The sequence below is a fragment of the Alistipes dispar genome, from assembly GCF_006542685.1.
GTDB lineage: Bacteria > Bacteroidota > Bacteroidia > Bacteroidales > Rikenellaceae > Alistipes > Alistipes dispar.
Genome location: NZ_AP019736.1, coordinates 2,403,620 through 2,418,106, shown reverse-complemented (window position 1 = coordinate 2,418,106; position 14,487 = coordinate 2,403,620). Strand labels below are relative to the sequence as shown.

The following is a 14,487-nucleotide window of genomic DNA, read 5'->3' as shown; positions in this document are numbered from 1 at the left end:
CGTCAGCTGATTTTCAGATCCTGCTCGACGAGGTCCTCCTCGATGCGCAGGTTGTCGATGATGAAGCCCTGCCGCTCGAAGGTGTTCTTGCCCATGTAGAACTCCAGCAGGTCGTGGATCGGGTCATCCTTCGTCAGACGCACCCGGTCGAGGCGCATGTTCTCGCCGATGAACTCCTTGAACTCCACGGAGGAGATCTCGCCCAGACCTTTGAAACGGGTGATCTCCACGCCGGCGCCGCACTCGGCGATGGCCCGCTGACGTTCCTCGTCGGAGTAGCAGTAGAAGGTCTTCTTCCGGTTGCGGACGCGGAACAGCGGCGTCTGGAGGATGTAGAGGTGGCCCGTGCGGATCACGTCGGGGAAGAACTGCAGGAAAAACGAGGTAAGCAACAGACGGATGTGCATGCCGTCCACGTCGGCGTCGGTGGCGATGATGACCTTGTTGTAACGCAGGTTCTCCATATCCTCCTCGATGTTGAGCGCCGCCTGCAGGAGGTTGAACTCCTCGTTCTCGTAAACCACCTTCTTCGTGAGCCCGTAGCAGTTGAGCGGCTTGCCGCGCAGCGAGAAGACGGCCTGCGTGCGCACGTCGCGCGAGGCGGTGATCGACCCCGAGGCCGAGTCGCCCTCCGTGATGAAGATCATCGACTGTTCGGCCAGCTCGCTGCGGTCGGTGAAGTGAATCTTGCAGTCGCGCAGCTTGCGGTTGTTGAGCGACACCTTCTTGGCCGTCTCGCGGGCCTTCTTCTGAATGCCCGAGATGGCCTTGCGCTCCTTCTCGTTCTCGACGATCTTCTTCTGCAACGTCTGGGCCGTTTCGGGATGCTTGTGCAGGTAGTCGTCGAGGTGCTTGCCGAGGAAGTCCATGACGAAGTTGCGCATCGAGACGCCCGGTTCGATCTCCTTCGAGCCGAGCTTGATCTTGGTCTGCGACTCGAAGACCGGGTCGGTGACCTTGACCGAAATGGCGGCGATGACCGACGTGCGGATGTCCGACGGGTCGTAGTCCTTGTGGAAGAACTCCTTGACGGTCTTGGCGATGGCCTCGCGGAAGGCCGCCTGGTGCGTGCCGCCCTGCGAGGTGTACTGCCCGTTCACGAACGAGAAATAACTCTCGCCGTAGCCCGTGCCGTGGGTGATCGCCACCTCGATGTCGTCGCCCGAGAGGTGGATCGGCGCATAGAGCGGCTCCTCGGTCAGATTCTCGCCCAGCAGGTCCAGCAGGCCGTTCTTCGAGACATAGTTCCGCCCGTTGAGACAGAACGTCAGCCCGAGGTTCAGGTAGGTGTAGTTCTTCACCATCTGCTCGACGTATTCGAGGTTGTAGGCGTACTGCCCGAAAACCTCCTCGTCCACACGGAACGAAATCAGCGTGCCGTTCTTCTCCGCGACGCCCGACTCCCAGCGGTCGCTCTGCTCCAGTCCCTTGGCGAAGGTCACCGTGCGGGCCTCGCCGTCGCGGACCGAGCGGGCCGTAAACTCGCTCGAGAGCATATTGACGGCCTTGACGCCCACGCCGTTCAGGCCCACGGTCTTCTTGAAGGCCGAGCCGCCGTACTTGCCGCCGGTGTTCATCTCCGAGACGGCCGCCGCGAGCGACTTGAGAGGAATGCCGCGGCCGTAATCGCGCACCGTCACGACGTTCTGCTCGACGGTGATCTCGACCCGGTGGCCGGCTCCCATGATAAATTCGTCCACCGAGTTATCGACCACCTCCTTGATGAGCACGTAGATGCCGTCGTCGGCCTGCGAGCCGTCGCCCAGCTTGCCGATATACATGCCCGGACGCAGCCGGATATGCTCCCGCGGCGAGAGGGTCACGATGGCGTCGTCGCCGTAGGTGTCGTTGGGATTCGTATTGAGTAAATCTGCCATAGTCTAACGGTTGTTGCGGATGTCGGCCAGCGCGGCACACATGTCGTCGTGCACGCGCCGCATCAGCTCGTGCGTATCCGCCGAGGCCACCTCGCCGGCCGGCACGGGCGGCAGCACGCGGATCGTGATGCGGTTGCGCCAGTCGAAGAGGCCCTTCGGACCGATCAGGCTCTTCGTGCCGTCGAGCACCACGGGAAGGATGTCCGCACCGGTCTCCTTCGCCAGCGTGAAGGCCCCGGCCTTGAAGCGGTGAATCTCGCCGTCCTTCGAACGCGTGCCCTCGGGGAAGACGGCCACGGAGGCTCCGCGGGCGATCCACATGCGGCCCTCGCGGAGCAACTGCTCCATCGCCTCCGCGGCACGGCCGCGGTCGATGCAGATGTCGCCGTGCAGGAAGAGGAACTGCCCGAAGAAGGGGACCTTATAGACCTCGCGCTTGGAGACCCAGCGGAAATTGAGCGGCAGGTAGTAAAGCGCCGGAATGTCGATCACCGTATTGTGGTTCACGACGATGACGTAGGGCCGGCGGCGGTCGATCCGCCCGAGCCCCTCGACCCGCTGCCGCCAGAAGGGAGGCACGGCGAAGAAAATCCGCACCAGCACGCGCGAGAGGAAATGCACGACACGGCGCGCGCGGTCGAACGGCCAACAGACCACCAGCGCGACGGCCGAAAGCAACATGAAAAAGGTGCACAACAGCACCAAAAACAGGTAATAGAGGGCACTCAGCATAATCTCGGTTCGGAAAGGAACGCTCCGCACGGCGCGGCTTTCGGAGGCGCCGGGAGCCGATACACCATATTAATCAATCCAAGCAGCAAAGATAGCGATTTTTTCCGGGATTCCTAACTCCGCCGCCCTGCCGTTTCATAAATCGGCAACGGTCGGCGTCCGCAATCCGGGAACGCACCTGCGGATCCGTCCCATCGCGCACCGGGCGGAGGTCCGGCAGGGATTCGGCAGGGTTCCCGGAATGCCGGGGCGGACAAGAAGAAACCAACCGCCCATGACACAGCGAAATATGCGGTCCGGACCGGAAGAAGGAATATTTTTTCCGATATTTTCTTAGTACTATGTATTGCAAACTATTATTATTTTTATATATATTTGCAGAGCAATATAGAGATCGAGACACACTACAATTAAACACATAATATTATGAAAAAACTGATTACCCTGATCGTCATGCTGGTTTTCGTCGCCGGAGAGCTCTCCGCGGCACGTCTATGCCCCTCGAAAGGACGCGTGATGGACGAACGGGGCGGAGCCGTGGAATACGCCACGGTCGTCCTGCTCCGGGATTCGGCGCAGGTGACGGGAACAGCCACCGACGCCGAGGGGCGCTTCACGCTGAAAGCCCCTGCGGGAGACTACACGCTCCGGATTCAATACCTGGGCTACGACCCGCTGACGCGGCAGGTGCATGTGGCGGCGGAGAGCGACCTGGGGGACTTCGTACTGCGCAGCTCGGCCACGCAGATCGAAGGGGTCGTGGTGAAGGCCCGGATCGTCCGGCGCGAGGCCGACCGCTTCGTGGTGGACGTGGCCAATGCGCCGGCGGCGGCAGGGCGCGACGGCGCGGAGCTGCTCGAACGCGCTCCCGGCGTATGGATGGACGGCGAGAAAATCTCGATCAACGGCAAGGGCGGCACGAAGGTGTTCGTGAACGACCGCGAGCTGCGCATGGAACCCGCGCAGCTCATGGCCTACCTCCGATCGCTGCGCGCCGAGGAAATCCAGCGGATCGAGATCGTCCCCACGGCCGGCGCGGACCACGACGCCGACGCGGCGGGCGGCATCGTCCTCATCACGCTCCGCAAACGGCGCGAGGACGGCTTGCAGGGCTCGCTCTCGCTGCGCACGGAACAGAGCGGACTGATACATCGCTACGGCCCCGGGGGCAACGTCTCGATCCACAGCGGACGGCTCGACCTCAACGTCTCGGCCTGGGGACAGCTCGGCTCATCGGAAATGGACAGCCAGGAGGAGACCTCCTACACCGCAGGGCGGAAACGGCTGAGCGCCGCATCGTCGATGAACGACGACGACTACAACGGCGGCGCGACACTGGGGGCCGTTTACGAGTTCGACGGAAGGAACAGCCTCGGAGCCGAATTCTCGTACCTGCACCTCAACACGCAGACGACGACCGGAACCTCGACGGACATGACGTCCGGAAGCGTGACGAACACCGCGAGCCGCTATGCGGGCGGGAACGCCGCAAACGGCTACGAGGGGACGTTCAACTACGTCCGGAAGATCGACACGCTGGGTTCGACCTTCAAGGTGCTGGGCGACTACGCACACCGCAACACGTCGCTCCGCAACGATAACCGCAGCCGTATCGCCCCGCCCGCGCCCGCTCCGGCCGTCGATTCGCTCTACCGCGACCGCACGCGCAGCAGCTACGACGTGGCGGCGCTGACGCTCGCACTCGACAAGCGTTTCTCGAAGCGCTGGAGACTCAGGACCGGGATCAAATACACGCGTAACGAAATGCGCAACGACGCCCGTTACGAATACCTCCGCGGAGAGGCATGGACGCGCAACGAGGCGCAGAGCTTCGAAATCAACTACACGGAACATATCGCAGCGGCGTACGGCGTCGTGACGGCTTCACTGGGCCGCTGGAGCGCGGTGGCCGGCCTGCGCGGAGAATATACCCACACCTACGGACGCGGCGACGTCGGGCAAGATTACTTCTCGCTCTTCCCGAACGCGAACCTCTCCTGCCGTCTCTCGGAGGACGGCGCCTATTCGCTCGTCGCCCAATACGCCCGCACGATCGAACGGCCGCGGTTCTGGACGCTCACACCCCAGCGGATGCAGATTTCGGACTACACCTACCAGACCGGAAACCCGCTGCTCGACCCCGCCTACAAGCAGGACGTGAGCCTGACGCTGGTGCTGGCGCACAAATACACGCTCACGGGCGGCGTCATCCTCCAGCGGGACGAAATCAACCAGACCACCGCGGCCGATGCGGACAATCCGGACATGCTCGGCATCCTCTGGGTCAATTACGACGACACGAAGACGTGGTATGCGGCGGCAAACCTGCCCATACAACCGACCGAATGGTTACAGATCAACATGGGAGCCAACTATATGCGGCGCGGCCAGCGTGTCGAACAGCATGCCCCCGAGACCTTCCAGCATATCCTGCTGGCCAATGTCTCGGCGACGATCGAACTGCCGGCGAACTTCTATGTGGACCTCTCCTACCGCTACCAAAGCCGCATGACATTCGGCAATGCGACAGTCGAGCCGATGCAGTTCCTCAACGCAGAGGTAAAGAAGCGTTTCGGCAGGCGGTTCACGCTCTCGTTCTCGGCGCGCAGCCTGCTCGACGAGGGGCAGGAGATCACGGCGCAGGGCGACGGATTCGTGCGCCGGGTCATCACGCGGCAGCCGTGGTGCGCCCGCAGCTATCAGATCGGAATCACCTGCAACTTCAAGTCAGGCAAGGCCTTCCGAAAAAAATCCGTGGAGGCGGGAGCCTCCGAGGACAAAGGACGCATGTAACGGCGCGCGGCCCGAAACGGAAAGCGGTCCGGCTCCGGAGAGCGGACCGCTTTTTCATTTCGCCCCGTGCCGCAGGCGCGGCAGCGGCAGACGGCGCAGCCAGGCGAGGGTCCAGTGCGGCAGGCGGGGCCGCGAAAGCCAGTGCGCGAGGTGCGTCGCGGCGGTCGGGATGCGGAGCGACTTGCCGGCGATGATGAGTGTCACGGCGGCAAGAATCAGCGCTACACCCGTGAGAATGCGCGGCGTGAGCCGTTCGCCGAAGACCAGCACACCGAAAAAGAGCGCCGTGACGGGTTCCAGCGCCCCGAGAATCGCCGTGGGCGTGGAGCCGATGCGGCGGATGGCGCCGGCCATCGTGACGAGCGAGACGATCGTGGGAAACAGCGCCAGCGAGACGGCATTGATCCAAAGCAGCGGCGAAGGGATCATCTGCAAACCGGCGACGCCCCGCAGACGGACCAGATAGACGCTCAGGCCGAAGAGCAGCGAATAGAAAGTCAGCTTCTCGGTCGAAAGGTCGCGCAGCGAAGAGCGATTGACCCCCACGATATAAACGGCGTAGCAGAGCGACGAGAGGAAGACCAGCGCAACGCCCGCAAGGCTCAGCGTGGCTCCGTCGCCGCCCTTGTAGAGCAGCGCGATGCCGCCCAGAGCCAGCAGAATCGAAAGCACGGTGGAGGCGGTGACCCGCTCGCCGAAGCAAGCCGACATGATGACGGCCACCATCACGGGGTAGAGGAACAGGATCGTCGAGGCGATGCCCGCGTCCATGTAGTTGTAGCTGGCGAACAGGCACAGCGACGAGAAGGAAAAAAGCAGTCCCATGACCGCCAGCGGCAGGATGTCGCGCCGTGTGAGCGCGAAGGACTGCCGCCGGAAGATCATCAGCGAACCGAGCATGACGACAGCCAGCAGATAGCGGTAGAAAAGGACCGAATCCGGACCCAGCCCCGCCCCGTAGAGGGGCAGCGCGAAGAGCGGATTGAGTCCGTAACTGGCGGCGGCCACGGCGCCCAGTACGTAGCCGCGGGTCTTTTCGCCGGGCATCTCAGAACTTCACCTCGGGAGCCGCGTCGGTCCCTTCGGCCGACTCGAAATAGGGCTTCTGCTCGAAGCCGAACAGCCCGGCGACCAGATTGGCCGGGAAGCGGCGCACGGCGACGTTGTAATGCCGCGCGGCATCGTTGAACTCCTTGCGCGCCACGGCGATGCGGTTCTCCGTACCTTCGATCTGGGCTTGCAGCTCCAGGAAATTCTGATTGGCCTTCAGGTCGGGATAACTCTCCGCCACGGCGATAAGCCGCCCCAGAGCCGAACGCACCCCGGCCTGCGCCTCCTGGAACTCGGCCAGCTTCGCGGGTGTCAGCTCGCCGGCCGAAAGGCTGATCGAGGCGGCGCGGGCTCGCGCATCGGTCACGGCGCCGAGCGTCTCCGACTCGTGGGCGGCATAGCCCTTTACCGTATTGACCAGATTGGGAATGAGGTCGGAACGGCGCTGGTACTGCGTCTCCACGTTCGACCAGGCGCTGTTGAGCCCCTCCTCCTTCGTGACGAAGCCGTTGTAGGTGGCGTAAAAGAAAATCGCGACGACGGCGACGAGGCCGATCCAAATCCACTTTTTCATATTGTCTTGCTTTTTACCTTATTATACATTTGCCGATTCCGAAAACTCCCCGCACGGCCGTCACCACTTCGATCCGGCGCCGCCGCCCCCGAACGATCCGCCGCCGAAACCGCCGCCGAGGCTCCCGCCTCCGCCCAGTCCGCCGAAGCCGCCTCCGCCGATAATCATGCCGCCGCCCGAACCGCCGCCGAAGCCGTTGCCGCGCGACTGGCGGGAACGCCGCGTCACCACGGCGCCGCAATGACGGCAGACGTAGGTGTACTCCACCTCGCGGTAGGAGGGCGTCGTCCCGAGCACCCGCTGCGAGTCGCACTGCAACGCGAACCTGCGGCAGCGGGGACAACGGCGCGAAAGGTAGTGGACGGCCAGTCCCGCGGCCAGCGGCAGAAAGACGAAGCCGGCGACGATCAGCAGAATCGCCCCGAGCGAAAGCCCTTCCTCCTCCCCCAGGTCGGGATCGCCTCCTTCGAGCAGTTGCGCCGCGGCCTCCACGCCTGCGACCATGCCCGCGTCGTAATTCCCCTCCCGGAAAGCAGGAAGCATGTATCTGAGCTGGATGCGCTTGCAGAGAGCGTCGGGCAGCACGCCCTCGACCCCGCCGCCCGTGACGAAGCGGATCTCGCGCAGGTCCTTCACCAGCAGGATGCCCAGCCCGTTGTCGCTCTCCGCGCCGCCCACGCCCCAGCGGCCGAACAGCTCGACGGCGAAAGAGAACGTATCGCCGCCGGCAATGTCGTCCACGGCGACGACGGCCACCTGGGCCAGCCCCCGCTCGCGGAGCGAGGCGCACACGGCGTCGATGCGCGCCACGGCCTCCGGGGAGAGAATCCCGTCGGGATTCGAGACGTAGCGGCGGCGGTCGGCGCGCTGGACATGGGGAATCTCCTCCACGCGGTAGGTCCCGGCGGCGGCAGGAACCGCGGCCGCCAGAAAGAGCAGGCAGAAAAGCAGCGATCGTTTCATCGGGGGCAAAGATACGAAAAATCCGCAGAACCGCTACCGGGTCAGAATCCGGTAGCTCCACGGTCCCATCGGCTCTACGACGTGCCCCCGCAGTTCGCTGGGGCGGCCCGTCAGGGCGTCGGTGTACATGCCGGCGTAGATGCCCGTATAGTAATCGGTCTCGATCGCGTAGGGCGAAAGGTTCATCACGGCGACGACCTGGTTGCCGGGAACCTCGCGCACGAAGGTCATCAGGCAGTCCTCGGCGTTGTTGCTGATCTCGACCATGTCGCCGCCCCGCCCGCCCGCCGCGAGGGCCGGATTGGCATGGCGCAGCTCCGTCAGGCGGCGGTAGAACTCCGTGTAGGCGTTGGCCCGGTAGGATTCCGCAGGAATCGGGTCGCGGTCGAAGAAGGCGAACGAATGGTCGTAGCCCACCTCCTGCCCGGTATAGATCAGCGGCAGGCCGCCCGGAACGACGAAGGTGAACGCCGCCATGATGCCCCGCGCGGCCCCCATGCGGGCGAACTCCGAACCGTTCCACGAATTCTCGTCGTGGTTCGAGGTGAAGGCCAGCCGCATGGCCGAGCGGGGATAGCGGCCGCGGTCGGCGCGGAGCCAGTCGCGCAGCGCCGTGACCCGCACGCGCTGCTGCGCCACGTCGTTGAGCAGGTGATGCATCTCCCACCCGTAGCAGGCGTCGAACACGCCGTCGTCGAAGAGGTTCCGCTGTTCGGCCTCGGCCAGCAGGAACAGGTCGGGCTTCACGCGGCGCAGGCGCGCGGCGGCGTACTGCCAGAACCCGATCGGCACGAGCATCGCCATATCGCAGCGGAAGCCGTCCACGGCGTGCCGCGCGATCCAGAACTCCATGGCCGCGGCCTGGGCCTCCCATACGTCGCGGTTCGCATAGTCGAGCTTGGCCGTATCGGTCCAGTCCCACGGCACGGCGGGCTCGCCCGAGGCGTCGCGCTCGTACCACGAGGCGGGCTTCCCGGCGATCCACCGCGCATCGCGCGAAGTGTGGTTGGCCACCCAGTCCATGAGCACCTTCATGCCGAGGCGGTGCGCTTCGGCCACGAAATCGTCGAAATCGTCCATCGTGCCCAGCTCGGGATTGACGGCGCAGTAGTCGCGGATCGAATAGTAGGAGCCGAGCGTGCCCTTGCGGTTCTTCTCCCCGATCGGGTAGATGGGCATGAGCCACACGGCATCGACGCCCAGATCGCGCAGGAATTCCAGCCGCGCGGCAGCGGCGCGCAACGTGCCTTCGGGCGTGAGCTGGCGCACGTTCATTTCATAGAGCACGGCCCCGTAGCTCCATTCGGGATGCTGATTCATCGGCATTGCGTTTTGGGGGAATCCCGGTTCGGGTCCGGATTCCGGAGGCCAAAGATACGATTTTTTCCGAAAAAAATCCGGACCGCTCCGCGCAGGAGACGGTCCGGAAATTTCGCGCGCCGCGGCAGGATCCCTCCGGCACGACGGCGCGGGAAGTCACTTCCACAGATCGCGCGGGTAACGGCCCTTGGCGATCATCCGCTCGATGGCGGCCATGAGCGCCGGCTTGTCCTCCTTGTAGGTGACGCCGTGCCATTGGGCTGCGGAGCGCAGCACGCGCAGCGAAGCCGTACCGTCGCCGATGAGCCTGTTCACCACCGTAGGGATGTAGAACTCGGCCTTCGGATTGGACCGGTTGGCCTCGAACCACACCGGGAAATACTCCTGCGAATAGGCGAAATAGTCGGGCGTGAATCCGAAGAGGTTCATCGACACGGGGGTGTTCTCCGCCAGCGGCTCGTCGGCTCCGCCGTCGTGGAAGACGATACGGCCGTCGGGCATCCGCTCGATCTGCGTGCGCTCGACCATCGAAACGAGGTTGCCCTCGGCATCGACGCCGCAGACGCCGCGCGAGACGGTTCCGTTGTCCGAAAGCGTCCGGTCGAGATCGTAGGCCACCATGCAGTAGCGGTTGCGGCTGTCGCCCAACTGCGAGAGGTAGTCGCCGATGGTGCGGTAGGCTTCGGCGCCGTAGAAGTCGTCGGCGTTGATGACGGCGAACGGTTCGCGGATGACCCCGGAGGCCATCATCACGGCGTGGTTCGTGCCCCACGGCTTCACGCGGCCTTCGGGGACCGTCAGCCCTTCGGGCAGGCTGTCCAGCTCCTGAAAGACATACTCCACGGCGATGCGGCCGCCGAAGCGGTCGGCCGAGAAGACCTCGCGGAACTCGTCGGCGAAGGAGTGGCGGATGACGAAGACCACCTTGCCGAAGCCGGCGCGGATGGCGTCATAGACCGAATAGTCGATGATGGCCTCGCGGTTGGGACCCACGCCGTCCATCTGTTTGAGCGACCCGTAGCGGGAACCCATGCCCGCGGCGAGTACGAGAAGTGCAGGTTTTACCATACTTTTATCGTTAGTTTCGACGTTGATTCGAAGTCGGATCATGCAAAGATAGGAAAAATAGCGGGACCTGCAAACGATTCCGTCCGCAGGAGCGGCGGGAAGAAATAAATTTGGCAGTCCGCACGGCTTATACTATATTTGTGGGATTGAACGCAAAGGTTTCCGAACGATGAAAACGATAAAATCCGTCCGGGCATGGTGGCGCGGACTGTTCCGCAAACGCCGCTTCAACATGCTCAACGCCACGGACAACAGCGAGGAGTGGCACGTGCACGTCTCCCCGGCCAGCCTGCTGGCCGGACTGGTGGCCTTCGTGCTGGTGCTCTTCATCCTCACGCTCTCGCTGGTGGCCTATTCGCCCGTGCTGGAGTTCCTGCCCGGCTACCGGACCGAGGCGGACCGTTCGCGCGAGAGCCTCATCCAGAACATCATCCGTCTGGACTCGATGGAGCGCATGATGAACGACATGATGACCTACAACGAGAATATCGCCATGATTCTGGAGGGCAACACCCCCGTAGCGCGGACCCTGCCGGGAAGCGACAGCACGCGCGCGAGCAAGGTGCTCGTGATGCCGTCGGCCGAGGATTCGCTCCTGCGCGCCCAGATGGAGGGCGACGGCCCCTACTCGCTCGCGGGGCGGGGCAGCGACTCGCGGCGCAGGATACGCGAAGCGATCGAGCTGGCGAAACCCGTCGAGGGGATCATCACCGAGCGTTTCGACATCTCGCAGGGCCGTTTCGGGGTGAAGATCGCCGCGGCGGCCTCCGACCGCATCGCGGCCGTGGACGGCGGGACGGTGGTGCAGAGCCTCTGGACCCCCGAGCGGGGCTACACGGTCATCATGCAGCACCGCGGCGGCCTGCTGTCGGTCTATCGCAACCTTTCGCAGTCGCTCGCGGCTCCGGGGCAGACGCTCCGCCCGGGCGAGCTGGTGGGTTACAACTCCGAAGCCGAGAACGGCGAGGTGCGCATGTTCGAATTCGAATTGTGGAGCGACGGGAAACCGGTCGATCCGGAGAGTTATATCGTATTCTGAAGACCATGAGACAACGACTTGCCATTCTGGGTTCGACCGGCTCGATCGGCGAACAGACGCTCGACATCGTGCGGGAGAATCCCGAACGGTTCGAAGCCCGCGTACTGACGGCCCGCAGCCGCTGGGAGCGGCTCGCCGAGCAGGCCCGGGAGTTCGACGCCGACGCCGTGGCGATAGCCGACGAACGGCACTATGCGCCGCTGCGCGACGCGCTCGCCGGCACCGACACGAAGGTGTATGCCGGCGAGGAGGCCGTGGCGCAGCTGGCCGCCGCGGGGGACACGGAGGTCGTGGTGAACGCGCTGGTGGGATACGCCGGACTGGCGCCCACGGTGGCCGCCATCGGAGCGGGCAAGAAGCTGGCGCTGGCCAACAAGGAGTCGCTCGTGGTGGGCGGCGCCTGCGTGATGCCGCTGGCACGGAAACACCGCGCGCCGATCGTCCCGATCGACTCGGAGCACTCGGCCATATTCCAGTGTCTCGCGGGCGAACGCGCCCCGGTGCGGCGGCTGATCGTCACGTGCAGCGGCGGGGCGTTCCGCGACCTCAGACGCGAGGAGCTGGCCGGCGTCACCGTGGAACAGGCGCTGCGCCATCCCCAATGGCGGATGGGCGCGAAGATCACGATCGACTCCTCGACGCTCGTGAACAAGGGCTTCGAGGTGATCGAGGCCCACTGGCTCTTCGGCACGCCCGCCGAGCGGATCGACGTGGTGCTGCACCCGCAGTCGATCGTTCACTCGATGGTCGAGTTCGAGGACGGTGCGATCAAGGCGCAGCTCGGAACGCCCGACATGCGCATGCCCATCAGCTACGCCCTCATGTACCCCGACCGGGCCGCACGGCCGGGCGAGCGCTTCGACTTCCTGGCCCACTCGCAGCTCACCTTCGCGGCGGTGGACCGCGAGAAGTACCCGGCGCTGGAGATCGCCTACGACTGCCTGCGCCGCGGCGGCACGGCGGCGTGCACGATGAACGGCGCGAACGAAACGGCCGTGGGAGCCTTCCTCGCGCGGCGGTGCGCCTGGCTCGACATCGTGCGGGCGATCCGCCATGCGCTCGAACACGCCTCGTTCGTCGCCTCCCCCACGCTCGACGACTACGCCGCGGCCGATGCCGAAGCCCGCGCGCTGGCCGCCGAATTTCTCGAACTGTAACCGATACGCACAATGGACATAGCAATCAAGATTCTTCAGTTTTTCCTCTGTTTCACCATCCTCGTGGGCATTCACGAGCTGGGGCATTTCATCATGGCGCGCGTGTTCCGGATCCGCGTCGAAAAGTTCTACATCTTCTTCGACCCGTGGTTCTCGCTCTTCAAATTCAAACGCGGAAACACCGAATACGGACTGGGGTGGCTGCCGCTGGGCGGCTACGTCAAGATCGCCGGCATGATCGACGAGTCGATGGACAAGGAGCAGATGAAACGCCCCGTGCAGCAGGACGAATTCCGCGCCAAACCCGCGTGGCAGCGCTTCCTGGTGATGATCGCCGGCGTGGTGATGAACGTCGTGCTGGCCGTGGCGATCTACTGCGGCATCTGCTACACGTGGGGCGACACCTACTTCTCGAACAAAGACGCCCGCTGGGGCTACGACTTCAACGAGGCGGGGCACGAGCTGGGATTCCGCGACGGAGACCGCATCCTCTCGATCGACGGGAGGCCGGTGGACAACGTGCAGGAGATCATCTCCTCGCTGCTCATCACCGAGGACGACCGCCGCGTGGAGGTGGAGCGCGACGGCCGGGCGGTGACGCTGAACCTGCCGCTCGACGACCTGATCGCCATGCGGCAGAAAAAGGGTTACGAGGGATTCCTCGCCCTGCGCTTCCCGTTCATCGTGGACAGCACGGTGTCGGCGGCGGCCTCCGCGGTCCTGAAGAAGGGCGACGAAATCCTGGCCGTGGACGACCTCCGCGGAGCGGAGTTTCCCGACTACCAGCGGTATATCCGCTCGCGCGCCGGGGACTCGGTGCGGATCGAGGCGCTGCGCGAAGGGGACATGGTGCTGACCATGACGCTGCCCGTATCGGAGGAGGGGCTGATCGGCGTCGCGCCGCGGCAGGACCTCTACACCCCGCGCACGCAGGAGTACACCCTCCGGGAGTCCATCCCGGCGGGCATCCGCAAAACGGGAGAGGTGATCTCCTCCTACTGGGAACAACTGAAACTGATCGTGCAGCCCAAGACGAAGATGTACGAGGAGCTGGGCGGATTCATCGCCATCGGGAGCATCTTCCCCGCGGCGTGGGACTGGCAGGATTTCTGGATGAAGACCGCATTCCTGTCGATCATCCTCGCGGTGATGAACATTCTGCCCATCCCGGGGCTGGACGGCGGACACGCCCTGTTCACCTTCTGGGAAATGATCTCCGGACGCAAGGTGAGCGACAAGGTGCTCGAAGCGGCGCAGTACGTCGGCATGATCGTCCTGCTCATGCTGCTGCTCTACGCCAACGGCAACGACATATACCGGTTCTTCATCAAATAGGAACGACATCATGACCGAAATGGAAAAGATGCTCGCAGGCGAGCCGTTCGATTTCACAGCGCCCGATGTGGCAGAAAGCCTTCGCCGAAGGCGGGTGAACCAGGCACATTTCAACGCCGTGTCATTCGACGACGGCAAAGCCTACGACGAAGCGCTCTCAGCGCTAATCCCCCATCGCCATCCCACTGCCCGGATCATGCCGCCGTTCTACTGCGACCACGGTCATCGGATTCAATTGGGCGAAGGCGTCTTTATCAACGCCGGCTGCACGTTTCTCGACTGCGGCGGCATCACGGTCGGCGACCACACGCTCATCGGCCCCGGCTGCCGTATCTGCACGCCGCAGCATCCGATAGACTTCGAAGAGCGCCGCAAACCCGTCGAAACGGGCCTCCCGATCACGATCGGCGAGGACTGCTGGCTGGGAGCCGGCGTCACGGTCTGCCCGGGCGTCCGGATCGGCGCCCGCTCGATCATCGGCGCAGGGAGCGTCGTCGTGCACGACATTCCCGAGGACTCGCTGGCCGCGGGAAATCCGGCGGTCGTGAAGCGGAAGCTGCGCTGAGGACAAACGGAAGT

Annotated in this window: 12 protein-coding genes; 5 read left to right on the top strand and 7 right to left on the bottom strand. The window is 64.2% G+C overall.

The features are described 5' to 3' along the window. Positions 1 to 2 precede the first annotated feature (2 nt). Positions 3 to 1,877, bottom strand: a complete 1,875-nt coding sequence (locus FME97_RS10190; protein ID WP_141429533.1) for a DNA topoisomerase IV subunit B — start codon at positions 1,875 to 1,877, stop codon at positions 3 to 5. A 3-nt stretch (positions 1,878 to 1,880) separates the two neighbouring features. Beyond that, positions 1,881 to 2,609 (bottom strand): lysophospholipid acyltransferase family protein, encoded by a 729-nt coding sequence (locus FME97_RS10185; protein ID WP_141429532.1) that lies wholly within the window; start codon positions 2,607 to 2,609, stop codon positions 1,881 to 1,883. Positions 2,610 to 3,035: 426 nt separating this feature from the next. On the opposite strand from FME97_RS10185, the gene FME97_RS10180 reads away from it, so the two are divergent. Continuing rightward, complete coding sequence (locus FME97_RS10180) at positions 3,036 to 5,402, top strand: outer membrane beta-barrel protein (RefSeq protein ID WP_141429531.1); 2,367 nt, start codon at positions 3,036 to 3,038, stop codon at positions 5,400 to 5,402. 54 nt (positions 5,403 to 5,456) lie between these two features. On the opposite strand, the gene FME97_RS10175 is transcribed toward FME97_RS10180, so the two are convergent. The 5 genes from FME97_RS10175 to FME97_RS10155 all read right to left on the bottom strand — a co-directional run bounded on the left by FME97_RS10175 (position 5,457) and on the right by FME97_RS10155 (position 10,377). Next, the gene (locus FME97_RS10175) at positions 5,457 to 6,449 is read right to left on the bottom strand and encodes an EamA family transporter (RefSeq protein ID WP_141429530.1); all 993 of its coding nucleotides are present in this window, start codon (positions 6,447 to 6,449) and stop codon (positions 5,457 to 5,459) included. A gap of 1 nt (position 6,450) precedes the next feature. Then, positions 6,451 to 7,026 carry a LemA family protein gene (locus FME97_RS10170; RefSeq protein ID WP_141429529.1) on the bottom strand — a complete coding sequence of 192 codons (576 nt, stop codon included), beginning with the start codon at positions 7,024 to 7,026 and terminating at the stop codon, positions 6,451 to 6,453. A 60-nt stretch (positions 7,027 to 7,086) separates the two neighbouring features. Continuing rightward, a complete protein-coding gene (locus tag FME97_RS10165; RefSeq protein WP_141429528.1) occupies positions 7,087 to 7,989 on the bottom strand; it encodes a TPM domain-containing protein in 903 nt (300 codons plus the stop codon). Between the two features lie 33 nt (positions 7,990 to 8,022). Then, positions 8,023 to 9,309, bottom strand: coding sequence for an alpha-amylase family glycosyl hydrolase (locus tag FME97_RS10160; RefSeq protein WP_141429527.1), 1,287 nt, complete (start codon positions 9,307 to 9,309; stop codon positions 8,023 to 8,025). 156 nt (positions 9,310 to 9,465) lie between these two features. Further along, on the bottom strand, positions 9,466 to 10,377 hold the full coding sequence (locus FME97_RS10155) for a nucleotidyltransferase family protein (protein ID WP_179954811.1): 912 nt from the start codon (positions 10,375 to 10,377) through the stop codon (positions 9,466 to 9,468). 169 nt (positions 10,378 to 10,546) lie between these two features. Between FME97_RS10155 and FME97_RS10150 the strand changes: the two genes are divergently transcribed. From FME97_RS10150 to FME97_RS10135, 4 genes are read left to right on the top strand one after another with little or no spacing between them, the layout of a single operon-like run. Continuing rightward, positions 10,547 to 11,416 (top strand): murein hydrolase activator EnvC family protein, encoded by an 870-nt coding sequence (locus tag FME97_RS10150; protein WP_141429526.1) that lies wholly within the window; start codon positions 10,547 to 10,549, stop codon positions 11,414 to 11,416. Between the two features lie 5 nt (positions 11,417 to 11,421). Next, positions 11,422 to 12,573 (top strand): 1-deoxy-D-xylulose-5-phosphate reductoisomerase, encoded by a 1,152-nt coding sequence (locus tag FME97_RS10145; RefSeq protein WP_141429525.1) that lies wholly within the window; start codon positions 11,422 to 11,424, stop codon positions 12,571 to 12,573. Positions 12,574 to 12,585: 12 nt separating this feature from the next. Continuing rightward, positions 12,586 to 13,908 carry an RIP metalloprotease RseP gene (gene rseP, locus FME97_RS10140; RefSeq protein ID WP_141429524.1) on the top strand — a complete coding sequence of 441 codons (1,323 nt, stop codon included), beginning with the start codon at positions 12,586 to 12,588 and terminating at the stop codon, positions 13,906 to 13,908. Between the two features lie 10 nt (positions 13,909 to 13,918). Continuing rightward, positions 13,919 to 14,473, top strand: coding sequence for a sugar O-acetyltransferase (locus FME97_RS10135; protein WP_141429523.1), 555 nt, complete (start codon positions 13,919 to 13,921; stop codon positions 14,471 to 14,473). Positions 14,474 to 14,487: the final 14 nt, after the last annotated feature.